General features: G+C 62.0%; 20 protein-coding genes. 13 read left to right on the forward strand and 7 right to left on the reverse strand.

The window, feature by feature from the left end; translation table 11 throughout:
• Nucleotides 1-92: 92 nt before the first annotated feature.
• On the reverse strand, nucleotides 93-3584 hold the full coding sequence (gene carB, locus ACU5AY_RS04870) for a carbamoyl-phosphate synthase large subunit (RefSeq protein ID WP_446828215.1): 3492 nt from the start codon (nucleotides 3582-3584) through the stop codon (nucleotides 93-95).
• 329 nt (nucleotides 3585-3913) lie between these two features.
• Between carB and ACU5AY_RS04875 the strand changes: the two genes are divergently transcribed.
• The 4 genes from ACU5AY_RS04875 to ACU5AY_RS04890 all read left to right on the forward strand — a co-directional run bounded on the left by ACU5AY_RS04875 (nucleotide 3914) and on the right by ACU5AY_RS04890 (nucleotide 6266).
• Complete coding sequence (locus ACU5AY_RS04875) at nucleotides 3914-4123, forward strand: hypothetical protein (RefSeq protein ID WP_446828216.1); 210 nt, start codon at nucleotides 3914-3916, stop codon at nucleotides 4121-4123.
• Between the two features lie 22 nt (nucleotides 4124-4145).
• Nucleotides 4146-4802 (forward strand): imm11 family protein, encoded by a 657-nt coding sequence (locus tag ACU5AY_RS04880; protein ID WP_446828217.1) that lies wholly within the window; start codon nucleotides 4146-4148, stop codon nucleotides 4800-4802.
• 32 nt (nucleotides 4803-4834) lie between these two features.
• Nucleotides 4835-5491, forward strand: coding sequence for an imm11 family protein (locus tag ACU5AY_RS04885; RefSeq protein ID WP_446828218.1), 657 nt, complete (start codon nucleotides 4835-4837; stop codon nucleotides 5489-5491).
• 508 nt (nucleotides 5492-5999) lie between these two features.
• Nucleotides 6000-6266, forward strand: coding sequence for a hypothetical protein (locus ACU5AY_RS04890; RefSeq protein WP_446828219.1), 267 nt, complete (start codon nucleotides 6000-6002; stop codon nucleotides 6264-6266).
• Between the two features lie 127 nt (nucleotides 6267-6393).
• On the opposite strand, the gene ACU5AY_RS04895 is transcribed toward ACU5AY_RS04890, so the two are convergent.
• Entirely contained in the window at nucleotides 6394-7902 is a 1509-nt protein-coding gene (locus ACU5AY_RS04895) for an MDR family MFS transporter (RefSeq protein WP_446826044.1), read from the reverse strand.
• Between the two features lie 174 nt (nucleotides 7903-8076).
• Here ACU5AY_RS04895 and ACU5AY_RS04900 point away from each other — a divergent pair, with 174 nt between their 5' ends.
• A complete protein-coding gene (locus tag ACU5AY_RS04900) occupies nucleotides 8077-8595 on the forward strand; it encodes a MarR family winged helix-turn-helix transcriptional regulator (protein WP_446828220.1) in 519 nt (172 codons plus the stop codon).
• Nucleotides 8596-8611: 16 nt separating this feature from the next.
• Here ACU5AY_RS04900 and ACU5AY_RS04905 read toward each other — a convergent pair whose 3' ends face one another.
• Both ACU5AY_RS04905 and ACU5AY_RS04910 read right to left on the reverse strand, forming a co-directional pair.
• Nucleotides 8612-8902, reverse strand: coding sequence for a Dabb family protein (locus ACU5AY_RS04905; RefSeq protein ID WP_446823656.1), 291 nt, complete (start codon nucleotides 8900-8902; stop codon nucleotides 8612-8614).
• Between the two features lie 74 nt (nucleotides 8903-8976).
• A complete protein-coding gene (locus ACU5AY_RS04910) occupies nucleotides 8977-9819 on the reverse strand; it encodes a LytTR family DNA-binding domain-containing protein (RefSeq protein ID WP_446828221.1) in 843 nt (280 codons plus the stop codon).
• Between the two features lie 65 nt (nucleotides 9820-9884).
• On the opposite strand from ACU5AY_RS04910, the gene ACU5AY_RS04915 reads away from it, so the two are divergent.
• The 3 genes from ACU5AY_RS04915 to ACU5AY_RS04925 all read left to right on the forward strand — a co-directional run bounded on the left by ACU5AY_RS04915 (nucleotide 9885) and on the right by ACU5AY_RS04925 (nucleotide 13072).
• Nucleotides 9885-10370, forward strand: coding sequence for a DUF2306 domain-containing protein (locus tag ACU5AY_RS04915; protein WP_446828222.1), 486 nt, complete (start codon nucleotides 9885-9887; stop codon nucleotides 10368-10370).
• A gap of 70 nt (nucleotides 10371-10440) precedes the next feature.
• A complete protein-coding gene (gene ypfJ / locus ACU5AY_RS04920; RefSeq protein WP_446823659.1) occupies nucleotides 10441-11370 on the forward strand; it encodes a KPN_02809 family neutral zinc metallopeptidase in 930 nt (309 codons plus the stop codon).
• Between the two features lie 283 nt (nucleotides 11371-11653).
• The gene (locus ACU5AY_RS04925) at nucleotides 11654-13072 is read left to right on the forward strand and encodes an MATE family efflux transporter (protein WP_446828223.1); all 1419 of its coding nucleotides are present in this window, start codon (nucleotides 11654-11656) and stop codon (nucleotides 13070-13072) included.
• Here the strand turns inward: ACU5AY_RS04925 and ACU5AY_RS04930 are convergent.
• Both ACU5AY_RS04930 and carA read right to left on the reverse strand, forming a co-directional pair.
• Nucleotides 13062-13382, reverse strand: a complete 321-nt coding sequence (locus tag ACU5AY_RS04930; RefSeq protein ID WP_446828224.1) for an antibiotic biosynthesis monooxygenase family protein — start codon at nucleotides 13380-13382, stop codon at nucleotides 13062-13064. The two genes, ACU5AY_RS04925 and ACU5AY_RS04930, sit on opposite strands and share 11 nt — an antisense overlap.
• Nucleotides 13383-13527: 145 nt before the next feature.
• Entirely contained in the window at nucleotides 13528-14733 is a 1206-nt protein-coding gene (gene carA, locus ACU5AY_RS04935; RefSeq protein WP_446828225.1) for a glutamine-hydrolyzing carbamoyl-phosphate synthase small subunit, read from the reverse strand.
• 404 nt (nucleotides 14734-15137) lie between these two features.
• Between carA and ACU5AY_RS04940 the strand changes: the two genes are divergently transcribed.
• The 5 genes from ACU5AY_RS04940 (at nucleotide 15138) to ACU5AY_RS04960 (ending at nucleotide 23259) form a co-directional block, all read left to right on the forward strand.
• Nucleotides 15138-15587, forward strand: a complete 450-nt coding sequence (locus ACU5AY_RS04940; RefSeq protein ID WP_446823663.1) for a GatB/YqeY domain-containing protein — start codon at nucleotides 15138-15140, stop codon at nucleotides 15585-15587.
• Between the two features lie 367 nt (nucleotides 15588-15954).
• Nucleotides 15955-17928: a DNA primase gene (gene dnaG, locus ACU5AY_RS04945; RefSeq protein ID WP_446828226.1), complete on the forward strand. Its 1974-nt coding sequence runs from the start codon at nucleotides 15955-15957 to the stop codon at nucleotides 17926-17928.
• A 499-nt stretch (nucleotides 17929-18427) separates the two neighbouring features.
• The gene (gene rpoD / locus ACU5AY_RS04950) at nucleotides 18428-20485 is read left to right on the forward strand and encodes an RNA polymerase sigma factor RpoD (protein WP_446828227.1); all 2058 of its coding nucleotides are present in this window, start codon (nucleotides 18428-18430) and stop codon (nucleotides 20483-20485) included.
• A 371-nt stretch (nucleotides 20486-20856) separates the two neighbouring features.
• Nucleotides 20857-22944, forward strand: a complete 2088-nt coding sequence (gene glgX / locus ACU5AY_RS04955; RefSeq protein WP_446828228.1) for a glycogen debranching protein GlgX — start codon at nucleotides 20857-20859, stop codon at nucleotides 22942-22944.
• Nucleotides 22945-23016: 72 nt separating this feature from the next.
• Complete coding sequence (locus tag ACU5AY_RS04960) at nucleotides 23017-23259, forward strand: hypothetical protein (protein ID WP_446823667.1); 243 nt, start codon at nucleotides 23017-23019, stop codon at nucleotides 23257-23259.
• A gap of 161 nt (nucleotides 23260-23420) precedes the next feature.
• On the opposite strand, the gene ACU5AY_RS04965 is transcribed toward ACU5AY_RS04960, so the two are convergent.
• Nucleotides 23421-24248 carry an N-acyl homoserine lactonase family protein gene (locus ACU5AY_RS04965; protein WP_446828229.1) on the reverse strand — a complete coding sequence of 276 codons (828 nt, stop codon included), beginning with the start codon at nucleotides 24246-24248 and terminating at the stop codon, nucleotides 23421-23423.
• Nucleotides 24249-24348 lie beyond the last annotated feature (100 nt).

A 24348-nucleotide genomic window follows, 5' to 3' on the forward strand; every position in this document is an offset into this window, starting at 1 on the left:
GCGGAGGATGATCGCGGCCGCCAATCACGTAGCACAAAGAGAAAAGGCAGGCGCGAAGCCTGCCTTTTGGATGATCAAAGCACTCGGAGCACTCAGAAATAGCTCTGCAGCGATCTCACCTCGAGGTTGCCGGCCTTGAGTGCCCGGATAGCCTCGGCGGCGGCCTGGGCACCCGAGAGCGTGGTGTAGTAGGGGACCTTCTGCATCAGCGCGGCGCGGCGCAGCGATTTCGAATCCGAGATCGCCTTGTTGCCGTCGGTCGTGTTGATGACCAGCTGGACCTGCCGGTTGCGGATGGCGTCCTCGATGTGCGGGCGGCCTTCCAGAACCTTGTTGATCTTCACCGCCTCGATGCCCTTTTCGGCGAGGTAGCGCTGGGTGCCGCCAGTCGCCAGCACCTTGAAGCCGATTTCGGACAGAATCTTCGCTGCCGGCAGCATGCGGTCCTTGTCCTCGTCGCGCACCGAGATGAAGACCGCACCGTCGCGCGGCAGGTCGACGCCGGCACCGAGCTGCGACTTGGCAAAGGCGAGCGCGAAATCGGTGTCGAGGCCGATGACTTCACCGGTCGAGCGCATTTCGGGCCCGAGCAGCGTGTCGACGCCGGGGAAGCGGGCGAACGGGAAGACGGCTTCCTTGACCGCGATGTGCTTCAGGTTCTTCACGTCCGGCTTCTCGCCGTAAGCGGCGATGGCCGTGTCCAGCGTCTCGCCGGCCATGACGCGGGCGGCAATCTTGGCGATCGGCGCGCCAATGGTCTTGGCGACGAAGGGTACGGTGCGCGAGGCGCGCGGGTTGACTTCGAGCACGTAGATCACGCCGTCCTTGATGGCGTACTGCACGTTCATCAGGCCGCCGACGTTCAGCGCCTTGGCCATCTCGGTCGTCTGGCGCTCCAGTTCGGCAATCATTTCCGGAGCCAGCGTGCGCGGCGGCAGCGAGCAAGCCGAGTCGCCGGAATGGATGCCGGCCTCTTCGATGTGCTCCATGATGCCGGCAATGAACACGTCCTTGCCGTCGCACAGGCAGTCGACGTCGATTTCGGTCGCGTTCGTCAGATAGCTGTCGAACAGCAGCGGGTTCTTGCCGAGCAGCGTGTTGATCTGGCCGGTCTTGTCGTTCGGGTAGCGCTGCTTGATGTCTTCCGGCACCAGGCCCGGAACGGTATCGAGCAGGTAGCTCTGCAGCTGGCCTTCCGAATGGATGATCTGCATGGCGCGGCCGCCGAGCACGTAGGATGGGCGGACGACCAACGGGAAGCCGATCTCTGCCGCCACCAGGCGTGCCTGCTCGACCGAGTAGGCGATGCCGTTGTTCGGCTGGTTCAAATCGAGCTTCATCAGAAGCTTCTGGAAGCGGTCGCGGTCTTCGGCGAGGTCGATCATGTCCGGCGCGGTGCCGAGGATCGGGATGCCGTTCTTTTCGAGCGCTTCGGCGAGCTTCAGCGGCGTCTGGCCGCCGAACTGGACGATGACGCCGACGAGTTCGCCCTTCTCCTGCTCGGCGCGCAGGATTTCGATCACGTCTTCTGCCGTCAGCGGCTCGAAATAGAGGCGGTCGGAGGTGTCGTAGTCGGTCGAGACCGTTTCCGGGTTGCAGTTGACCATGATCGCCTCGAAGCCGGCATCCTTCAGCGCGAAGGCGGCGTGGCAGCAGCAATAGTCGAACTCGATGCCCTGGCCGATGCGGTTCGGGCCGCCGCCGAGGATAACGACCTTCTTGCGGTCGGAGACCTGCGCTTCGGAGCGCGCGGCGCCGACGAAGGGTGTCTCGTAGGTCGAATACATGTAGGCGGTCGGCGAGGCGAACTCGGCCGCGCAGGTGTCGATGCGCTTGAAGACCGGGCGCACGCCGAGCGAATTGCGCAGCATGGCGACGTCCTTCGGCTTGCCGCCGGTCAGCGAGGCAAGGCGGGCGTCGGAGAAGCCCATGGCTTTCAGCATGCGCAGGTTGTCGGCATCCTTCGGCAGGCCGTGCTCGCGGATGCGGGCTTCCATGTCGACGATCGCCTTCAGCTGGGCGATGAACCACGGGTCGATCTTGCAGCCGGCATGGACTTCCTCAGGCGACATGCCGAGGCGCAGGGCCTGGGCGACCATGCGCAGGCGATCCGGGGTCGGCGTGCCGATCGCGGCGCGGATGGCGTTCTTGTCGTCGCCACTGTCGCTTTCGCCAAGGCCGGGGATTTCGATCTCGTCGAGGCCGGTGAGGCCCGTTTCGAGACCGCGCAGAGCCTTCTGCAGCGATTCGGCAAAGGTTCGGCCGATCGCCATGACTTCGCCGACCGACTTCATCGCCGTCGTCAGCGTCGGCGAGGCGCCTGGGAATTTTTCGAAGGCGAAGCGCGGGATCTTGGTGACGACATAGTCGATCGACGGTTCGAACGAGGCCGGCGTCGCGCCACCGGTGATGTCGTTTTCAAGTTCATCGAGCGTGTAGCCGATGGCGAGCTTCGCGGCGATCTTGGCGATCGGGAAGCCGGTCGCCTTGGAGGCAAGCGCCGACGAGCGCGACACGCGCGGGTTCATTTCGATGACCGTCAGGCGGCCGTTTGCCGGGTTGACGGCGAACTGCACGTTCGAGCCGCCGGTTTCGACGCCAATCTCGCGCAGCACCGCAATCGAGGCGTTACGCATGATCTGGTATTCCTTGTCGGTCAGCGTCAGGGCCGGCGCGACCGTAATCGAGTCGCCCGTGTGGACGCCCATCGGATCGATGTTCTCGATCGAGCAGATGATGATGCAGTTGTCCGCCTTGTCGCGGACGACTTCCATCTCGTATTCCTTCCAGCCGAGAACGCTTTCCTCGATCAGCACTTCGGTGGTCGGCGAGGCGTCGAGGCCGCCCGAGACGATGTCGAAGAATTCCGAGCGGTTGTAGGCGATGCCGCCGCCGGTGCCGCCGAGCGTGAAGGACGGGCGGATGATGGCCGGCAGGCCGATCTCGTCAAGCGCCTGGGCGGCGATCGCCATGGCATGGCTCATGTAGCGCTGCTTGCGGTCGCTCTCGCCGAGATTCCACTGGTTTTCCAGCTCGTCGAGCGCCTTGTCGAGTGCGTCGCCGGAAAGCTTGCCGCGCAGTTCGGCGCGCTGCGCCTCATGCGTCTTGCGGTCGGTATCCTTGATGTCGGTGGCGTTCGCCAGCATCGACTTCGGGGTTTCGAGCCCGATCTTGGCCATCGCCTCGCGGAACAGCGCGCGGTCTTCGGCCTTGTCGATTGCTTCCGGCTTGGCGCCGATCATCTCGACATTGTAGCGCTCCAGCACGCCCATGCGCTTCAGGGACAGTGCGGTGTTGAGCGCGGTCTGGCCGCCCATGGTCGGCAGCAGCGCGTCCGGGCGTTCCTTGGCGATGATCTTGGCGACGACTTCCGGGGTGATCGGCTCGACATAGGTCGCATCCGCGAGGCCCGGATCGGTCATGATGGTCGCCGGGTTGGAGTTGACCAGGATGACCCGATAACCTTCCTCCTTCAGCGCCTTGCAGGCCTGCGTGCCGGAGTAGTCGAACTCGCAAGCCTGGCCGATGACGATTGGCCCAGCGCCGATGATGAGGATGGACTTGATATCTTGGCGCTTCGGCATGGGCGTTTTCCGTCTTTTATGTGTCCAGCCTGCATGAAAAGCCGGCGCGGTTGGAACCGGCCGGGTGCAGGGCGTATCTGTCTAAAGGCTAGGTGGGCCTTATAGGCAAATGTTTTGGCGAACGGAACCCCGAAAATGGGGTGTGACGCAGGAAAGTTGGGGAGGGGAGGCGTGGAGCTTGTTTTCCATGCTGGCGCTCCAAGCGAGCGTTGAGTTTGTCATTTCGCTATCTTGGTTTCTAATTTTGTGATTGGCTTTTTAAACGGTGGGCAAATGTGGCGTTTGCACTGATTTAGCCGGAGCGATTTCCAGGGGTGCGGGTGTACCGGATGAACGAAGAATTGCTCGGGGTCGCAGCATATCTCATCGACAATGGCCCTGTCCTGAAAGATGGCGATTCTGTCGGCGAGGACGTGACAGGCAAAGCGACTGTTCGTCACCAGCCGTCCCGCAAGAGCACACGACAGACGGTCCACGCCCTGCATTACGAACAGTCCACCGGCAAAGCCAAAGGCTTCAAGGGCTTGTTTCGCCGCTGACCTATTGAAGGAGAGTTTTCAGATGGCGCCGCGCAAAGAAAAGCCGATGGCCTATTATGAGTTTGCGGAAAATTTCCGTCTGGGAGGCCCGGTGGGTTGGGAGCTTGTCAACCGCGAGCGCCTGCAGGTTGGAAAGATTGGAACGGGCTTGAACAATTGGCAGCCCTGGCCGGATGGTCATCTCGTTTTGCCCCGGGGGCCGTGGCTATTTCCGCATTATGAAGAGACCCCACGTTTTCTCATCGACAAGAAACTGGGGCGGCCGCCGCGTGATGTTGAAAAACTGAGCGACTATTTGTTGATCTCAAAGGCGGTCAAGGATGTGATCGATACCGTTGCGCCGGGGTCTTGCGAATTTATCCAATGTGAGACGGTCACCAAGAGCGGAGAACCTGCCCGCGAGACTTGGCTTTGCAGCGCGACGACAGTCTTCTTGTCCGCTGTCGATCGGGAGGCGTCGACGGGCATAGATTGGTACCGAGGTCCCACCGGCAAGCCATATTTCTCGCCGAGTCCAGGTGCGGACAAAAACCTCAAATTTCGTCACGAAATCATCGGTTCATCGCACCTCTTCAGGTTGGCTGAGTCGTCGTCACAATTTTTTTGTGACGACCTTTTCAAGGATGCCTGCAAGCAGGCGGGCATCAAAGGCGCACTTTTCCTGCCCTACGGACATTGAATACCTGGTGCAAATTTCAGGAGAGTTTTCACATGGCGCCGCGCAAAGAAAAGCCGATGGCCTATTACGAGTTTGTGCACAACTTCCGTCTTGGAGGTCCGGCGGGCTGGGAGCTTGTCAACCGCGAGCGCCTTCAGGTCGGCAAGATCGGCTCCGGCTTGAACAATTGGGAGCCCTGGCCTGATGGGTATCTCGTTTTGCCCCGGGGGCCGTGGCTATTTCCGCATTATGAAGAGGTCCCACGCTTTCTCATCGACAAGAAACTGGGGCGGCCGCCGCGTGACGTTGAAAAAATGGGTGCCTATTTGTTGATCTCAAAGGCGGTCAAGGATGTGATCGATACCGTTGCGCCGGGGTCTTGCGAATTTATCCAATGTGAGACGGTCACCAAGAGCGGAGAACCTGCCCGCGAGACTTGGCTTTGCAGCGCGACGACAGTCTTCTTGTCCGCTGTCGATCGGGAGGCGTCGACGGGCCTATCCTGGTCTGTCGGGCCCGGAGGCAAACCCGCCTTTTCACCTAGAGCCGGGACTGACCAAGACGTCAAAATCCATCACGAGGTCATCGGTTTGTCGCATCTCTTCAGGCTGGCCGAAATGGCGTCGGCCTTTATCTGCGACGATGTCTTCAAGGATGCCTGCAAGCAGGCTGGCATCAAAGGCGCGCTTTTTCTGCCCTTCGGGCATTGAATCGCTAATGTGGATTGGGGGCAAAGAAGTCTGGAATTCAGGAGCATCACGACATTTGGAGGGATTTTTCCATTCTCGACATTGAATGCGGAGCTCCGGACGTTCCGAGATCACCCTCATCCTCGGGCTTGTCCCGGGGATCCAGCGGGCGAGCGTCGGCGAGCCAGAAGACTCTTCTCCCATAAAGCGAGTCTCCTGCGCGAAGGACTTCGCGCAGCTGGATTCCTGTGACAAGCACAGGAATGAGGGAGGAGGAGCATCCGCTTTCGATGTCGCTCACCTCGGTATTCGGAGCGTACGAAGGACACTTCAAAAGCACTGTATTCCTGCCTCATTGCGAGCGTTCGCAAAACGCCCGCGGTATCGCACCGCGAAAAAAAAGCCACCGGACAGTGAAACTTTTCCAGGGGGTTATGAGTATCTGTATCAGACGTCCGATTGGCGGACGCCGGACCGGCCAGCCCCCTCGTGGCCGTGTTCGCAAAACTGACACTGAAAGGAAAATACGATGAAAAAGATTATTGCTCTCACGCTTGCCGTTTCCGCTATCGGTGCTTCTTCGGCTTTCGCCATCGAGCCGATCAAGGGCAGCATCACCTACACCAATCCCAGCGAAGTGCGTCTGACCAAGGCCCCGGTCGGCAGCATCTTCAACCATCAGTTCGTGAATGACGGCCAGCGCTACAAGGAAATCTACAAGGTCCAGGCCGACGGCTCGGTCATGATTGTCGATCGCCAGCGCGTCGACAGCTACAGCACGGACAGCATGAACTGATTTCCAGGCTTTCAGGCCACTGACGAATGAAAAGCGGCGTCTGCATCGGTTGCAGGCGCCGCTTCCTTTTTGGGGCCGGATTGGCGGTATGCGATGGAACGGAGGTGCGGCTGCCCGCTGTCGTCGTTCAGTCCCCGCCGCCGTGTTTCACCGGCAGCTTGATGTTCTTCAGGCACAGCGCCGCTATCAGGCCCGTCAGGCTGATGAAGGCGGCGGACAGGAACAGTGGCTGGCAGGCGGCAAGATAGATCTGGGCGATCGCGTGCTGGGCCGCCTCGGGCAGGGCGGTGACTGCGGCAGGCGTCAGTTTCTCGATATCGTCCACGCCGGCAATCGGCACCGTGTGGCCGGCGACGCCCGCCGACAGGATGGCGCCATAGATGGAGATGCCGATCGACGCGCCGCCCATGCGGGTCAGCGTCACCGTGGAGGTGGCGGCCCCGGTATCGGAGCGGCGGGCGGCGTTCTGGACGCCGAGGACAGGAACCTGCTGGCCGCAGCCTATGCCCAACCCCTGAACGAGCAGCAGGACGACAAGGGCCCAAAGCGGCACGGTCGCGCCGAAGAATGCGACGGCCGTCAGGGTCGCGACGCCGGTCGCGGTCGAGAGGATCGAAAACACCTTGTAGTCGCCCGTGCGGGAAATGATGCGCCCCGCCGACAGTGAGCCGATCGCAATCCCTCCGGTCAACGGAATGAAGAAGAGGCCGGCGACCGTCGGCGACATGCCGAGGCCCGATTGCAGGTAAAGTGCGTAGTAGTTCGACATGCCGATGCCGATCGCCCCGGAGATCAGGGAAATGTAGAGCAGGAGGCTGACCGTGGAGTCGGAAAACAGGGTGAGTGGCACCACCGGTTCCTGCGCCCGCTTTTCCACCATGATCCAGCCGCCGAGGCAGGCCAGGCCGAAGGCGATGACTGCGAGGCTTTTTGGCGCAAGCAGACCGCCGAACAATTCCGAACTGTCGGCCCACAGCACGACGCTGGCGATCGCTCCGGCCAGCAGGGCGGCGCCGGCATAGTCGATCTTCGGCTTGCGGACCGGTTTCTTGTAGGGCAGCAGGATGGCCAGCCCGATAAGGACGGCGATGCCGATCGGCAGGTTGACGAGAAAGATCGAGCGCCAGCCGAAGAGGTCGCTCATGGTGCCGCCGAGGGTCGGGCCGATGGCGCCGGAGATCATCAGCACGAGGCTGGCATAACTCTGGTAGCGGGCCCGCTCGCGCGGCTCGAACAGGTCGGCGTTGATCGAGAAGATCGACACCATAATGCCGCCGCCGCCGAGCGCCTGGAGGACGCGGGCGGCAATCAGCGTGTTCATCGATACGGCCAGTCCGCAGGTCAGCGATCCGACGGTGAAGATGAGGATCGCCGCCATCATCACATATTTGCGGCCGAACAGGTCGCCGAGCTTGCCGTAGATCGGCATGACGGCGCTGGAGGCCAGAAGGTAGGCCGAGCCGACCCAGCCGAAGCGCTCCAGTTCGCCGAATTCGCCGACGATCGTCGGCAGGGCGGTGGAGACGATCTGGTTGTCGAGCGTCGCCATGAACATGCCGGTCAGCAGGATCAGGAAAACGACGATGCGCTGGCGCGGGTCGCTGACCAGCGGCTGATGCTGCGCCGGCATGGTCATGGTCGCGGAAATGGTCGTGGTGGTCATTGAAAAGGGTCTTTATGGCAACGGTGAAATGAGGACGGCAATTTATGTGACTTTAACATATAATTGTCAATGTACAATTTAGTGACTTTTGCACGTAATCTTGCTATTGTCGGCAAGGTGACCGCCCGCGGCGGTAATTCTGGAGCAATGATGACCGATACCGCCGATCTCGTGACGCCCTTGGAAACGCAGGAGCTGGCCGGCCAGATCGAGGCCATTTCGGAAGCGATGACGCGCATGCGCCTGATGATCGGCCGACGCATGCTCGGGCGGCTTATGATCAGCCGCACCGCGCCGGATCTTGACCTCTCGCATCTCGACGTCATCGAAGCGGTCCGGCGCAGCAGTGCGGAAAGCGAGGCGACCGTCGGTGCCGTCGCGGAACTGATGCGGGTGGATCATTCACGGGCGAGCCGGCTGATTGCCGATCTCGTGCAGCGCGGCGTTTTCCGCCGCACGGTGTCCCAGGCGGATGCCCGCCGGACGGTCGTTGAACTGACAGAGGAGGGCATCGCCTTCAAGAGGGAGATGAACGCGGTCAAGCTTCAGGTTCTGGAGACGATCGTCGCCGACTGGACGCAAGAAGATATCGAGCGTTTCGCCGCGCTCTTCCCGCGCTTCGTCGACGGGCTGGACGAGACGGTGCGCAACGCGTCGCAGGAATAGCGAGGCGGCGACCCCGTCAGCCGGACAGGAAATCCGCCGCGATCCGCATGTCGCGCAACGGCCGGACGATCTCGATCGAGGTCTGGTAGAGCGGATGCGCCTTGTAGCGGGCCAGCTGCTCCTCATCCGCAAATTCGCCGTAGACGATGAAATCCGGACCGCCGGGGCTGATCGGGTCGTTGCGGAAGTTGCGGCCGATTTCCAGATGCAGCTTGTCCGGAATGCCGGTGAGCAAAGCCAGCCCCTCATAGACGGCGTCACGGTCCTGCGGGTTCCTGGCGGTGAAGAAGACGATGTGGCGTATCATGCGAAACAGGTCATCGGATGTGAGCGGAAGCCGTCATTCGCAGCTGAGCGGGAGCCGGTCAAGTTCCGGCGCGCTCACGGACGGAATGCCGCACGCACCGCCGCGCCATAGGTGCGGCTGACGGGAACTTCGTCGCCGTCCTTGAGCCTCAATGTCAGCCGGCCATCGTCGCGCAGCAGTTCCGCAACATGGGTGTGCGCCACCCAATGCGAGCGGTGGACCTGCATTCCCGCGGTCTCGCCGAGCTCTTTCATGGCATCGGCAAAGCGGATCAGTACCAGCGCCCGACCGCGGCTGGTGGTCACGGCCGTATAATGATCCTCGACGGTGAGCCGCAGGATCGCGCCGCGTTGCTCCGGCTTCAACCGGTCCAGCAGCGGCACGGCGTCGCTGCCGGTCGGTGCGGCAGACTGCTGTGGCATCTCGGTTGCGGCCGACGGTGCGGCGCTGCCGCTCATGGCGAGATAAGACAAGAGGCAGAAAAGGAGCGAAAGCGGTAGGCTCAGCGCGGCATTGTGAAGGAATCCCCCAAGGCTCGGCGGTGTTCTCTCCCATGACCAGAGGATCAGCTCCAGTGCGATGCCGATCGGAATTGCCGCAACGATGGCGCCGATGCACATGCGGATCAGGCTGCTCTCGATATGCTCGGCCAAAAGAACCTTCGCACTGACGACGCAGATGACGGCCAGCGACCAGGCGATGCCGTGCAGCATGAGCCAGAAGGCGAAGCGCGGCAGGACCCCCATGCTCTGCGAAGTCCCGAAAGGACCGGAAATCGCGAAGATCAGCACGACGGCCGCGAAGGTCAGCCAGAAGCGTGGGGAGGAGGCGAAGACCTGCAGTTCGCGAAGCGCCAATTGCAGGCGCCCGCCGTCTGCGAAGTTTTCCGGTTCGTTGGCGTTCTTTCCTTTGAGCATGCCCGAGAGATGGATGAAAAACCGCGGGACTTCAACTCGCCACGTCCATGGCAAGGGAAAAATCCATGACGCTCGAACCACTTCTCCATGCCGGCCTCGCCATAAAGCTCCATGTCGCCACCGTGGTGCCTGCCGCTGTGCTCGGCGCCTATCTCCTGCTTCGTCCGAAAGGGACGGCGCTGCACAGACTGCTCGGCAAGATCTGGCTTGGGCTCATGGTGGCAACGGCGGTTTCGTCCTTCTTCATTCATACGATCCGTCTCGTCGGCCCGTTCAGTCCGATCCATCTCCTCTCGTTCTACGTGATCTTTGCCGCCCTGCGGGCGATCCAGGCGGCGCGCCGCCATGATATCCGCGGCCACCGCAGACATGTGCTGGGCATGTATGTCGGCGGGATCGTGGTGGCGGGCGGTTTCACTCTCATTCCCGGCCGGCTGATGAACACGGTCATGTTCAGCGGCAGTCTCGCCGCATGGCCGCTCGGCCTTGCCATCCTGCTGGCGGCAGTTCTCCTCCTTTGGCCGGTCTGGCAAAAACAGCTCTCCCGGTGACGTTTCGGCTCTACCAAAGCAACGAGCAAAGCCTATAATCTCTCCCACAGCACATTCGGGAGAGAACAGCATGGAATGGAAGGGACGCCGTCAGTCCGACAACGTCGAGGATGTTCGCGGCAGTTCGCGCCAGGGCGGATTCGGCCGCAGCCCGTTCGGACGGGGCGGCATCAATTTTCCCTCCACCGGCGGCGGTGGGCGGCGTGGCGGCATAGGGTCCATCGTGGTGCTCGTCATCATCTTCTTCGTGCTGAAGGCCATGGGCATCGACGTGCTGCAGCTTCTCAACCAGGGGGGCGGCAGCGTTGGCGGCTCAGGCTCCGGCTATGAGCAAAGCACGTCGCCTTCCGGCAGCACGGCGGACAGCCAGACTAAGGCGTTCGTCGCCACCGTGCTTGCCGATACGGAAGACGCCTGGACGAAAATCCTCGACCAGAGCGGTGAGACCTATGTGGCGCCCAAGCTGGTGCTGTTTTCCGGCGCCTATCCGTCTGCCTGCGGGCAGGCGTCGTCGGCGATGGGACCGTTCTACTGCCCGACCGACAGCAAGGTCTATCTCGACATGGACTTCTTCGACGAACTGTCGCAGCGCTTCGGCGCCGCCGGCGATTTCGCCGATGCCTATGTGATCGCTCACGAGGTCGGCCATCACGTGCAGAACCTGCTCGGCATCCTGCCGGAATATCACCGCATGCGCCAGAAGATGGGCCAAGACGAGGCCAACCGGCTCTCCGTGCGCGTCGAGCTTCAGGCCGACTGCTTTGCCGGCATCTTCGGGCGCGCCGAGAAGGACAAGGGCTACATGGACCCGGGCGATCTGGAAGAAGCGCTCAAGGCCGCCAACCAGATCGGCGACGACGCCCTGCAGAAAAGCACGCAGGGCTATGCGGTGCCGGACAGCTTCACCCATGGAACTTCGGCCCAGCGGGTGAAATGGTTCAAGCGCGGCTTCGACACCGGCAATCTCGAGTCCTGCGATACCTTTTCCAATCCGGTCTGATGGTCGCCCTGGATACCAGGCAGCGAGACAGCTTGCGACGATGAACTCGCGATTCCGGCTTCCGCGGTGCTGAAGGCCAGGAAAACGAGCTGGACAAGGTCGCATGTTGCCCGTCCGTTCGGGCTTCGTATTGCCTTCCATCAGAGCGGCTGAATTGCGGATCAATTGTTTTGACCTGTTCCCGTTTTTGCTGGTCGGGCCGGCGGGGATATATTAAGGGCAGATGCGCGCCGCATTCCGGATCATTCCCGGGATCGGCGTTTTCGCATTTGGAGGAACAGCAATGTCCATGGCCGGTTCTCAGGCGGTCGCGACGGCGGAAGACAACCGCTGGTCCGCGCATCTGAAAGCGACGCTTCTGCTCGGGCTGCCGCTGATCGGCGCGCAGCTGGCGCAGGTCGGCATCAACACGACGGATGTCATCATCGTCGGCCAGCTCGGCGCTGAAAAGCTTGCCGCGATCGTGCTCGGCAGCCAGTTCTTCTTCACGCTGCTGATCTTCGGCTCCGGCTTCTCCTATGCGGTCGTGCCGATGGTGGCGCAGGCCTACGGGCGCAATGACGCCGTCTCGATCCGGCGGTCGGTACGCATGGGCCTGTGGGCGTCGATCGCCTACTCGCTGCTGTCGCTGCTGCTGTTCTTCAACGCCGAGACAATCCTGCTGGAGCTGGGGCAGGTGCCCGAGGTTGCGCGCCTTGCCGGCGAATTCCTGAAGATCGCCGGCATCGGCATTTTCCCGGCGCTCGGCTTCAACGTGCTGCGCTCGCTGGTCAGCGCCATCGGCCGGGCCGGCATCATCCTCTATGTGACGCTGGTCATGCTCATCTCGAATGCGGTGCTCGCCTATGCGCTCGTGCTCGGCCATTTCGGCCTGCCGCGCCTGGAACTGCAGGGTGCCGCGATCGTTGCCACATGCGTCCATACGCTTGGCTTCCTGGTTCTTGTGTTCTACGTGCAGACGCGTGCCGAAACGCGTGCCTACGACCTATTCGTCCGCTTCTGGCGGCCGGACTGGCCGGGCCTGATCGAGGTCGTCCGGCTCGGAATGCCGATCGCGATTACCATTCTCGCCGAAGTCAGCCTGTTTACCGCCGCGTCCCTGCTGATGGGCTGGATCGGCACGATCGAGCTTGCCGCGCACGGCATCGCGCTGCAGCTTGCCTCGATCGCCTTCATGATTCCGCTTGGGATGTCGCAGGCCGCGACCGTCAGGGTTGGCGTGGCGCATGGGCGCGGCGACTTCGAAGCGCTGGTGCGGGCGTCGCTGACCATTCTCGGCCTGACCGTCGTCACGCAATGCGCCGGGGCGGCGCTGTTTGCCACCATCCCGAGGTTCCTCGGAAGCCTCTATCTCGACACCTCGCTGCCGGAAGCGCCCGCAGTGCTGGACTACGCGACGACGCTGATCATGATCGCCGCGATCTTCCAGCTGATGGACGGCATGCAGGCGGTCGGCGCGGGCCTGTTGCGCGGCATGAAGGATGCCCGCATTCCGATGATCCTGGCACTGATCTCCTACTGGCCGATCGGGCTTCTGCTCGCCTATGTGCTGGCCTTCAAGCTCGGCTTTGGCGGCGCCGGCATCTGGTACGGCTTCATGGTCGGGCTCGGCACGGCGGCGACCGCGCTGCTGGTGCGCTTCTACCTGCTGGTAAAGCGCGAGAAGCGGTGGATGACCGAGATGGCGCCCGTCAGCCACTGACCTCGGCATAGTTGGCGATGTCGGCGCGAATGCTGAGCCGGGCGATCAGCTCCTTCGGATCGAAGTTCATGGCCGCCTGGGCCTCCGCCATAGTTTCGCGGGCTTTGCTGAGAGCAGCCTCGCTTTCCCATTCGGCAATCGTCACGATGTTGAATTCGCCGGGGCCGCTCACCTGTTCCAGTATCCGGTGCCCGAGACAGCCTTCCATCTGATTGAGAATGCGATCCATGCGCTGCACGTTGACGAGGAATTCGTCGCGGGCGGCGGCCGGGACTGAAAACTTGTCGATCCTGTAGAGGTTTCCGCTCATCTCTTTGCCTTTCGATTTAGGAGGCGATGACTGCGGACAGCGTTCTACGGCCTCAAGTAAAGTTGAGGTCAAGCGGGGCGCGCAAAAAAAAAGCCCGGAGCGATGCGATCGCTCCGGGCTTTGGGTTTCACAATGCCTTAGAGGCTCAACGTTCGGCCAGCGCCGGCTCGCCCTTCTGCTCGCGGATCAGGTTGACGAAGCGGCGGAAGAGATAATGGCTGTCCTGGGGGCCGGGGGAGGCCTCCGGGTGATGCTGGACCGAGAAGATCGGCTTGCCGGTGATGCGCAGGCCGCAATTGGTGCCGTCGAACAGCGATATGTGAGTCTCCTCAATGCCTTGCGGCAGGGACTTCGAATCGACCGCGAAGCCGTGGTTCATCGAGACGATCTCAACCTTGCCGGTCGTGTGATCCTTCACCGGATGATTGGCGCCGTGGTGACCCTGGTGCATCTTCATCGTCTTACCGCCGGCGGCCAGACCCAGCATCTGGTGGCCGAGGCAGATGCCGAAGATCGGGATGCCGCTGTCGATCAGTCCCTTGATCGCCGGAACGGCGTATTCGCCGGTCGCAGCCGGATCGCCCGGGCCGTTCGAGAGGAAGACGCCGTCCGGCTTGTGGGCAAGGACGTCCTCGGCGGTCGCCGTTGCCGGCAGCACCGTCACCTTGCAGTTCAGGCCGGCAAACAGACGCAGGATGTTACGCTTGACGCCAAAATCCATGCAGACGACGTGATAGGCGGCCTTGTCGGCATCGAGTTCGCCATAGCCTTCGTTCCAGACCCAGGGCGTCTCCGTCCAGGTGGAGGACTGGCCGGTGGTGGCTTCCTTTGCGAGGTCGAGGCCTTCTAGGCCGCTCCAGGCCTTGGCTTCAGCCTTCAGGGTGTCGATGTCGAAGACGCCGGACGGGTCGTTCGCGATGACGGCGTTCGGCGAGCCGTTCTCGCGGATCCAGGCGGTCAGGGCGCGCGTGTCGATGCCGCACATGCCGATGATGCCGCGGGCCTTCAGCCAGGCGTCGAGGTGCTTGGCGGCGCGATAGTTGGACGGTTCGGTGATGTCGGCCTTGAAGATGACGCCGACCGCGCCGCGGCGGGCTGCCGGCGTCAGGTCTTCGATGTCTTCGTCATTGGTGCCGATGTTGCCGATGTGCGGGAAGGTGAAGGTAACGATCTGGCCAAGATAGGAGGGATCCGTGAGGATTTCCTCGTAGCCGGTCAGAGCCGTGTTGAAGCAGACTTCCGCCTGCACCTTGCCGGTTGCACCGATGCCGGTGCCTTCGATCACTGTTCCGTCCGCAAGGACGAGGAGGGCGGTAGGCTTCTTGGGAGTCCATGCTGGGGTCGCGGTCATCACTATCCGTTTCCGGCCCGCCGGCGGGTGATCTTGAAAGATCGGACCGCCCGGGCCATTTATAGCTGCAGCAAAGGGCCCCGAGGGAACTCCCGCGGGACAAAGCCGTTTTTGAATTCTGTGCAGGTGACGGTAAATAATGAAAGCCCGGCGGGCGGTCAATCGGCACTTGCAAATCTTTGAAGGAAATTTCATCGGACCGGTGTCCAGTGCAACGGAAGCGACAAGTTTGCGATTGACGAGATTCAATCGATTCAATGGCTTGTGCTTTTAATTTGATTGTTGCTTGGGCTCTGGTCTATGAGACGGCGAAATAGGGCGAAAAGACAGCAGAAACGCAGAATGTCTGGCGGGCAGCTCCACGAGGGCGCCAGCCGATCCGTTCCTGCAGGAGTGAACCAAAAATGCGTGAAGAACTATCGACTCAACTCAAGGACGCCTTGAAGGCGAAGGACGCGCCGCGGATTTCGACGATCCGCCTCGTCCAGGCCGCGATCAAGGACCGCGATATCGCCAACCGAGGCGTCGGCAAGGACCCCGTCTCCGACGACGAGATCCTGCAGATCCTCGCCAAGATGATCAAGCAGCGCGAGGAATCCGCCAAGATCTACCAGGAAGCCGGCCGCCAGGAGCTTGCCGATCAGGAACTGGCCGAAATAAAGGTCATCCGTTCGTTCATGCCGCAGCAGCTGTCCGAAGACCGTATCCGTGAAGTGTGTGCGTCCGTGGTCGCGGAAACCGGCGCGCAGGGCCTGCGCGACATGGGCAAGTGCATCAGCGCGCTCAAGGAGCGTTATGCCGGCCAGATGGATTTCGGCAAGGCCTCCGGTGTCGTCAAGGATATGCTGAAGTAGGCGGCTGCGACAGAAGCTCAGGGCTCCGGCCCTGGAAAAAACAAGGGGCAGGAACCGGGAAGTTCCTGCCCTTTTGTCTTTCCGAGCGCTGCCAGGTTGGCGGGGATGTGCAGCGGCATCGGCAACACCGGACTGGGTTCTGCGTGTGGGGGTGGGGTAGACCCTGTCCGGTGATTAAGAACTTACGACCCGGCCCCCGCCGGTTCAAATTAAATATCGGTAATTAGATTACAAATTGGTAAGCCGGAGCGGCAGGGTATATGGAGGTTTGGGCCGGTTTTCAAATTGCTGTTGACTGCCGGCGAATATCGGATGATGGCACTGCCGAGTTCATGTAAATTGTCTGTCTGCGAAATCCGGAGCCGCGATGCGCTTTTCCCCTTCCTTCCTTGACGAGATCAGAGATCGGGTGCCGATTTCGAGCGTCATCGGACGTCGGGTGACGTGGGACCGCAAGAAGACGAACCCGTCGCGTGGCGACTACTGGGCCTGCTGCCCGTTCCACGGAGAGAAGTCGCCGAGCTTTCACTGCGAGGACAGGAAGGGCCGTTACCACTGCTTCGGCTGTGGTGTGTCGGGCGACCATTTCCGCTTCCTGACCGAGCTCGACGGACTGCCGTTTCCCGAAGCCGTCGAGCAGATCGCCGACATGGCCGGCGTGCCGATGCCCAAGCCCGACATCCAGGCAGAGCGGCGCGAACGCCAGCGCGCCACGCTCGAGGACGTCATGGAAATGGCGACACAGTTCTTCCAGGATCAGCTGCAGTCGGCCTCCGGTGCGCGGGCGCGTGCCTATCTGCGTGAACGCGGCCTATCGGGGCGGACGATCGAGACCTTCCGTCTCGGCTTTGCCCCGGAAAGCCGCAATGCGCTGAAGGAGTATCTCGCCGGCAAGGACGTTGCCAAGGAACAGATCGAGGCTTGCGGCCTTGTCGTCCATGGACCGGACATTCCGGTTTCCTACGACCGGTTCCGCGACCGGATCATGTTTCCGATCTTGTCGTCGCGCGAAAAGGTGATCGCCTTCGGCGGCCGTGCCATGTCGCCGGACGCGCCGGCAAAATACCTCAACTCGAATGAGACCGAGCTCTTTCACAAGGGCAACGTGCTGTTCAACTTTGCCCGCGCCCGCCGCGCGCTCGGCGGCAGCGAAGGCGCTTCGACGGTCATCGCCGTCGAAGGCTACATGGACGTCATCGCCCTCCATCAGGCCGGCATCGAGAATGCGGTCGCGCCGCTCGGCACAGCCTTGACCGAGAACCAGCTGGAACTCCTGTGGCGGATGACGCCGGAGCCGATGCTCTGCTTCGACGGTGACGGCGCCGGCATACGCGCCGCCAACCGTGCCGCCGATCTGGCGCTGCCGCACATCAAGCCGGGCCGCTCCGTGCGCTTCATCCTGCTGCCGGACGGCAAGGACCCGGACGATCTCGTGCGTGACGACGGACGGGCGGCCTTCGACCGGATGGCCGCGCAATCGCAGCCGCTCTCCGAAATGCTCTGGAACCGGGAGGTGCAGGCGGGTCAGTACGATACACCGGAAAAGCGGGCAGAGCTTGAGGCGCGGCTTCGCCAGATCACCTCGGTGATTGCCGACGAGAATGTCCGCCGACATTATCAGCAGGACATGCGCGACCGGCTGAACGCCTTCTTCCGTCCGCAATTCGCATCGTCCGGCGGTGGCGGCGATCGGCGCAATGCCGGCCCGCGCCGGGGCGGCGGCGGCAGGGGACAGCCGCCGGCGAAATCCACGCTCGCTTCGCAGAGCCTTTCGGGCTCGGGCATGGTCAAGGGCCACCATTCGCAGCCGCCGCTGCGCGAAAGCGTGCTGGCCTTGACGATCGCCAATCATCCCGGCCTGCTTCTGTCGGAATATGACGAGGTGTCGACCATCCTCTACGAGAACCGCGAGCTGCAGCGGCTCTGGCCCGTGCTGCTCGGTTCGGCCGCGGCGCTCGGTCCGAAGCTTTCACGCGAGCTGCTGATGGAAGAACTCGAACGGCAGGGTTTCGCGCCGCTGATCGCCAGCCTCGAGCAGCAGGTACGCAATGCGCGGCTGTGGACGGCGACGGCGGAGGCTGCGGAGGAGGATGCCCGGGACGGCTACCTGCAGACGATCGCCCTGCACAAGCGGACGAAAGCGCTGTCGCGACAGAAGGCCGAGCTGCAGCGCGAAATCGCCGAGGCGACGGAGGCGGGCGACGAGACCCGCATGATGCAGCTGATGCTGGCGCTTCAGGAGGTGCACCAGGAGGGGGTGCGCCTGGAAAACCAGGAGGCGATCATCGAAGGGTTCGGGGTGATGTCCGGCCGCGTCAAGGGCGTTGCGGGCAAGAAATAGAGCCGGAGCGCGCTGCCGAAATTTGCAGCGCCTCGCAATCGCTGCTATTGATCCGGAAACGGGGGCATTGACGCACGATTTCAGGGGTGAAGATTGCGTGATCGTGCCTGCACTTGTCTTTGAACCGGGCGCTCCTACATTATGGTCCAGATGGATGGTGAAGGTCCGGACCCCGGTTGTTAAAGGTTTTTTCCGCAAATTCGGCGCTTTTTCGCGTATGAAGCTTGACGGACGAAAAAATTGTGGGAATCACCATCTCTAAAAGTTTGGTGAACGGTATCGGGCGGATCAGGGAAACCATGACTGGCAACAAGCGGTCGCAAATGCCGACCGGCGAGCAGGCGTCCGTGAGTGTGGTTAATCTGGCATTAAACGTCGTTCCATTAGCTGACGAAAGGCGATTCGTTCGCAGGACCTCCGTATCGTGACTGATCCGGCAGGCGCGGGCGACGTTTACCGTCTGGGCAATTGAAAGCGTCAACGAAAGCGACAAGGCAATATGGCAACCAAGGTCAAAGAAAACGAAGAAGCCGAATCGGAACGCGATAGCTCGCAGGATGGTCCGCTTCTCGATCTTTCCGCCGACGCGGTCAAGAAGATGATCAAGGCCGCCAAGAAGCGCGGCTATGTGACGATGGATGAGCTCAACGCCGTCCTGCCGTCCGAGGAAGTCACGTCCGAGCAGATCGAAGACACCATGGCGATGCTCTCCGACATGGGCATCAACGTCATCGAAGACGAGGACGAGGTCGACGAGAACGCCAATGCGAACTCCGACGACAGCGACGACGACGACAGCGAAGGCGGTGCGCTGGCCGCGCCGTCGAGCAGTGCGCTGACCACGGCGAAGAAGAAGGAACCGACGGACCGTACCGACGATCCGGTGCGCATGTATCTGCGCGAAATGGGATCGGTCGAGCTTCTGTCGCGCGAAGGCGAAATCGCGATCGCGAAGCGCATCGAGGCTGGCCGCGAAACCATGATCGGCGGCCTCTGTGAGAGCCCGCTGACCTTTCAGGCGCTGATCATCTGGCGCGACGAGCTCAATGAAGGCACGACGCTGCTGCGCGAAATCATCGACCTCGAGACAACCTACTCCGGTCCCGAGGCGAAGGCCGCTCCGCAGTTCCAGAGCCCTGAAAAGATCGAAGCCGACCGCAAGGCGGCCGAAGAGAAAGAAAACACGCGCCGGGCGCGGGCCTCTTCGTCCGGTGAGGACGACATTACCAATGTCGGCGGCGAGATGGGCCTGCCGGAAGAGGAAGAAGAAGACGAGGACGAGAGCAACCTGTCGCTGGCGGCCATGGAAGCCGAACTGCGGCCGCAGGTGATGATGACGCTCGACCACATCGCCGACACCTACAAGAAGCTGCGCAAGCTGCAGGACCAGCAGGTGGAAGCCCGCCTGGCGGCAACCGGTACGCTGTCGTCCGCACAGGAGCGCCGCTACAAGGAGCTGAAGGACGAGCTGATCACGGCGGTGAAGTCGCTGTCGCTCAACCAGAACCGCATCGACCTTCTGGTCGAGCAGCTCTACGACATCAACAAGCGCCTCGTGCAGAACGAGGGCCGTCTGCTGCGTCTCGCCGAAAGCTACGGCGTCAAGCGTGACTCGTTCCTCGAACAGTACCAGGGCGCCGAGCTCGATCCGAACTGGATGAAGTCGATCGCCAATCTGGCCGCCAAGGGCTGGAAGGATTTCGCCCGCGAGGAAAACCAGACGATCCGCGATATCCGCTCGGAGATCCAGAGCCTTGCGACCGAGACCGGCATTTCGGTCACGGAATTCCGCCGCATCGTGCACATGGTGCAGAAGGGCGAGCGCGAAGCCCGCATCGCCAAGAAGGAAATGGTCGAGGCCAACCTGCGTCTCGTCATCTCGATCGCCAAGAAGTACACGAACCGCGGCCTGCAGTTCCTCGACCTCATTCAGGAAGGCAATATCGGCCTGATGAAGGCGGTCGACAAGTTCGAGTACCGCCGCGGCTACAAGTTCTCGACCTATGCGACGTGGTGGATCCGTCAGGCGATCACCCGCTCGATCGCCGACCAGGCCCGCACGATCCGTATTCCGGTGCACATGATCGAGACGATCAACAAGATCGTCCGCACGTCGCGCCAGATGCTGCACGAGATCGGCCGCGAGCCAACGCCGGAAGAACTGGCCGAGAAGCTCGCCATGCCGCTCGAAAAGGTCCGCAAGGTCCTGAAGATCGCCAAGGAGCCGATCTCGCTGGAAACGCCGGTCGGCGACGAAGAGGATTCGCATCTCGGCGATTTCATCGAGGACAAGAATGCGCTTCTGCCGATCGACGCCGCCATCCAGGCGAACCTGCGCGAGACGACGACCCGCGTTCTCGCCTCGCTCACGCCGCGTGAAGAGCGCGTGCTGCGCATGCGCTTCGGCATCGGCATGAACACCGACCACACGCTCGAAGAAGTCGGCCAGCAGTTCTCGGTCACCCGCGAACGTATCCGCCAGATCGAGGCGAAGGCGCTGCGCAAGCTCAAGCACCCGAGCCGTTCGCGCAAGCTGCGCTCGTTCCTGGATAGCTAAGCTCTCCGCACTGCTATTGATAAGAAGCCCGGCGTGTTCTTCACGTCGGGTTTTTTGTTGTTGAGACACTTCGGGCGTGCTCAAAGCCGCTGAACTGTCTCGCATGCTTCCGGCCACCCAAATTTCCGGCCCCCACGGAACAAGTATTCATCCACGGAGTTATGCCAGAGAAGAGCCAGTCCCACTGTCTCTTTCGCCGACGGCACAAAGCGGCGCATCTTTTCAATAGAGAGAACCGCGATGAAGCCTCAGTTGCTGCAGGGCAAGCCATCGGGTGAGGCGGGTCGATCCCGGCGCCCCTCCGGCATGAGACATTTTCCTGAAAATCATATCTTCCCATTCCTCGTCGCAATTTCGGGCGGTCACCACTCATGAATGCTGAAGCTGGAAAATATGTCGTCGAATCCGGTCGCTGGACCGAACTGGGTGCGGTGTGGGACGGGGAAGGGGTCAACTTTGCGCTCTTTTCCGCGCATGCGGAACGTGTCGAACTCTGTCTGTTCGACACCAGCGGCGAGGTGGAGGTCGCGCGGCTGACGCTTCCCGAATACACCAACGAGATCTGGCACGGCTATGTGCCGGGGCTGGCGCCGGGGACGCTCTACGGGTTCCGGGTGCATGGTCCCTTCGACCCGATGGCCGGCCATCGCTTCAATCCGAACAAGCTGCTCCTCGACCCGTATGCCCGCGAGATCGTCGGCGACGTCAAATGGTCGGAGGCGGTCTTCGGCTATCGCTTCGAGGACGAGGCGGGCGATCTTTCCTTCAACGACCTCGACAGCGCTGCGTTCATGCCCAAGGCGCGGGTCTGTGCGCCGTTGTCGGAGGAGGGTGAGAGTCGCCCGCATCACCGGCCGGTGCCGTGGCCGTTGACGATCATCTACGAGGCGCATGTGAAAGGGTTCACGGCCTTGAAAGGCGACGTGCCCGAGCGGGAGCGCGGCAAGTTCCTAGGAATGGGGCATCCGAACGTCGTCAATTACATCAAGAGCCTGGGTGTGACGGCGGTCGAGCTGTTGCCCGTCCATGCCTTCACCGACGACGGCCATCTGATCGATCGCGGCCTCAGCAATTACTGGGGTTACAGCACGATGGGCTTCTTTGCGCCCGCCAACCGCTATGTCCTCGAGAACGGCCGGCGCGAATTTCGCGACATGGTCCGCTCCTTCCATGACGCCGGCATCGAGGTCATCCTCGACGTGGTCTACAACCACACCAACGAGGGCAACGAAATGGGCCCGACGCTGTCGTTCAAGGGGATCGACAATTTCTCCTACTATCGGACGATGCCGGACGAGGCGCGCTACTACATCAACGACACGGGTACCGGCAACACGGTCAACACCTCCCATCCGCGCGTCATCCGGATGATCACGGATTCGATGCGCTACTGGGCGACCGAGATGGAAGTCGACGGCTTCCGCTTCGATCTGGGGTCGATTCTCGGGCGGGAGCCCGAGGGCTTCGACCGTCGCGGCGGATTCTTCGATGCCGTCATGCAGGATCCGGTCCTGTCGGCGGTCAAGCTGATCGGCGAGCCCTGGGACCTCGGCCCCGGCGGCTATCAGCTCGGCGGTTTTCCGCCCGGCTGGGCGGAGTGGAACGACCAGTACCGCGACGGTGTGCGGCAGTTCTGGCGCAACGATCAGGGCGCTGCCTCGGATGTCGCCGCGCGCATTCTGGGCTCTGCGGACATCTACGACCATAGCGGCCGGCGCCCCTGGTCGAGCGTCAATTTCGTCACCGCGCATGACGGCTACACGCTTCGCGACCTGGTGAGCTACGAGGGCAAGCACAACGAGGCGAATGGCGAGGACAATCGCGACGGCCACGACAACAATCACAGCTGCAATTATGGCGCCGAGGGACCGACCGACGATCCGCGGATCAATGACATCCGTCTGCGCCAGGCAAAGAACCTGATGGCGACGCTGCTGTTCTCGCATGGCACGCCGATGATCCTTGCCGGCGACGAGTTCGGCCACACGCAGCGGGGCAACAATAACGGGTTCTGCCAGGACAATGACATCACCTGGTTCGATTGGGATAACATCGACGAAGCCGGCCACGATCTCAGCCGGTTCACCCGTCGCCTCATCGCGCTCAGGAAGCAGCAGCCGCTTCTCCACCGCCGCAACTGGCGGGACGGAATGGCCATCAACTGGTTCGACGCGGACGGGGCTGAGAAGTCGGCGGACTCCTGGGCGAATTCCAACTGCTTCCAGCTGCATCTGGCGAGCGGGAAGAAGTATCGCAGCCGCAGTGCCTGGAACGAAGCGCTGATCTTCTGCAATCCATCCGAGGAGGATGTGACGTTCCGCATGCCTTCACAGCTTGAAGATCGCAGCTGGACGCTGGCGCTGTCGACCGATGCGACGGACCCGGAGCCTTCAAGCCACGAACCCGGCAGTGAATTCCAGATGAAATCCCGTTCGATCGCGATCTTTTCCAGAGCCTAGGAAAGATCAATCGATGCGGCAGGCGCGAACGGCTGGAGGTGGCCGGGCGCAGAGTTTTACGGAGGAGAAGCCATGAAAGACATACTGTGTGACATTGTGCCGGATTGCGACGGCTGGACCTATGAACTCGCCGGGCGCACCTCGCCACGGTTTCATACCTACGACCTTGCGTTCGCCGCCGCCGTGAAGGATGCGCGCGACCGGGCGGCGCGCGTGAAGTTCAAGGGGATCGTCATCCGCCGCCAGGATCTTCAGGGCCAAATGCGCGAGGTCCTGAAAGAGGTTCGCGCCGCCTCACTCGTCCGCCACCATTGATGCCGGCCGTAATCGGACCATTCGCCTGAGCCGAAGCATCGGGTGACGACCGCATTTCCGGCGTTGATTGGTTTCGGTACCGATCAATACGTGGCGAAGGTCCAAAAAGCCCCGACATGTCTTGCGGGCCGGGGCTTCTGTTTCATCGAAGGCGTATGCCTTTATCGGGCGCTCTTCGGGAAGGCGGGCAGCGTCTTCACGTCGTTCGCATCGTGCTGGATCACCAGCGTGGCCTTCAGGTCCTTCGCAATCCCTTCCACCCGATCCATCGAGGCAAGCGTTTCGGCGCGGTTGGTGTTGAATGGTGGCACGCCGTGATTGGCGAACTGTTCCTCGAAGTGGACGATGTCGCCGCTGAGCAGCACCGGTCCCATCTCCTGCAGCCGGACGAGCAGGGCCTGGCTTCCCGGCGTATGGCCCGGCGCAGCAAGGATCGTCACGCTACCGTCGCCGAAGACATCCCGGTCACCTGAAACCGGATCGGCCTTCGCTCCGCCCGAAATCCAGGGGGAAAGCATTTTCGGATCAGCGCCAAACGGCAACGGCGTTTCCTTCAGCGCGTCGAGATCGGCCTTGCCGATCATGAGCGTCGCACCGGGAAAATCGGCCGCCTGGCCGACATGGTCGAAGTGATAGTGGCTGATGCCGACGATCGAGATTTCTTCCGGCTTCACGCCGATCGCCTTTAGCTGATCCGGTATCGTCGCCTTCAGCGTCGGGGACATGACGCTTGCATCCTGCGGGGCGCCGAGAAGGGCGGCGGGCAGGCCGGTATCCCAGAGCATGTAGCTCTTGCCGTGCCGGATCAGGTAGCAGCTGTCGGTCAGGTCCCGCGACATGCCGGTATAGGCGAAGGTGTCGGAAAAGGCGTTGAGGTCGTTCACCTTGATGCTGCCGCAGTCGAGACGCCATAGCTCGAGGTCGGCGGACTGCGCCGCTCCGGCTGCAAAAAGCGCAGCAAATGCGCCTGAAAGGATAAGTCGTTTCATGGTCATTCTCCGGTTTTTGTCTCCCGCCGCCGGCACTGCTGATGCGTGCCTCTGTCGGGAATGGGCTGAACCTAGTGCGCGGATGGTGGTGTCCTGCGCC

The organism is Rhizobium sp. PAMB 3174 (assembly GCF_052908375.1).

Coding starts and splice junctions, on each gene's coding strand:
- ACU5AY_RS04915 (WP_446828222.1), top strand. CDS start 9,885: ATGACGCTCGAACCACTTCTCCATGCCGGCCTCGCCATAAAGCTCCAT.
- ACU5AY_RS04910 (WP_446828221.1), bottom strand. CDS start 9,819: ATGCTCAAAGGAAAGAACGCCAACGAACCGGAAAACTTCGCAGACGGC.
- ACU5AY_RS04925 (WP_446828223.1), top strand. CDS start 11,654: ATGTCCATGGCCGGTTCTCAGGCGGTCGCGACGGCGGAAGACAACCGC.
- ACU5AY_RS04900 (WP_446828220.1), top strand. CDS start 8,077: ATGATGACCGATACCGCCGATCTCGTGACGCCCTTGGAAACGCAGGAG.
- ACU5AY_RS04960 (WP_446823667.1), top strand. CDS start 23,017: ATGAAAGACATACTGTGTGACATTGTGCCGGATTGCGACGGCTGGACC.
- carA (WP_446828225.1), bottom strand. CDS start 14,733: ATGACCGCGACCCCAGCATGGACTCCCAAGAAGCCTACCGCCCTCCTC.
- ACU5AY_RS04930 (WP_446828224.1), bottom strand. CDS start 13,382: ATGAGCGGAAACCTCTACAGGATCGACAAGTTTTCAGTCCCGGCCGCC.
- dnaG (WP_446828226.1), top strand. CDS start 15,955: ATGCGCTTTTCCCCTTCCTTCCTTGACGAGATCAGAGATCGGGTGCCG.
- carB (WP_446828215.1), bottom strand. CDS start 3,584: ATGCCGAAGCGCCAAGATATCAAGTCCATCCTCATCATCGGCGCTGGG.
- ACU5AY_RS04965 (WP_446828229.1), bottom strand. CDS start 24,248: ATGAAACGACTTATCCTTTCAGGCGCATTTGCTGCGCTTTTTGCAGCC.
- ACU5AY_RS04885 (WP_446828218.1), top strand. CDS start 4,835: ATGGCGCCGCGCAAAGAAAAGCCGATGGCCTATTACGAGTTTGTGCAC.
- ACU5AY_RS04905 (WP_446823656.1), bottom strand. CDS start 8,902: ATGATACGCCACATCGTCTTCTTCACCGCCAGGAACCCGCAGGACCGT.
- rpoD (WP_446828227.1), top strand. CDS start 18,428: ATGGCAACCAAGGTCAAAGAAAACGAAGAAGCCGAATCGGAACGCGAT.
- ACU5AY_RS04880 (WP_446828217.1), top strand. CDS start 4,146: ATGGCGCCGCGCAAAGAAAAGCCGATGGCCTATTATGAGTTTGCGGAA.
- ACU5AY_RS04875 (WP_446828216.1), top strand. CDS start 3,914: ATGAACGAAGAATTGCTCGGGGTCGCAGCATATCTCATCGACAATGGC.
- ACU5AY_RS04890 (WP_446828219.1), top strand. CDS start 6,000: ATGAAAAAGATTATTGCTCTCACGCTTGCCGTTTCCGCTATCGGTGCT.
- ACU5AY_RS04940 (WP_446823663.1), top strand. CDS start 15,138: ATGCGTGAAGAACTATCGACTCAACTCAAGGACGCCTTGAAGGCGAAG.
- ACU5AY_RS04895 (WP_446826044.1), bottom strand. CDS start 7,902: ATGACCATGCCGGCGCAGCATCAGCCGCTGGTCAGCGACCCGCGCCAG.
- glgX (WP_446828228.1), top strand. CDS start 20,857: ATGAATGCTGAAGCTGGAAAATATGTCGTCGAATCCGGTCGCTGGACC.
- ypfJ (WP_446823659.1), top strand. CDS start 10,441: ATGGAATGGAAGGGACGCCGTCAGTCCGACAACGTCGAGGATGTTCGC.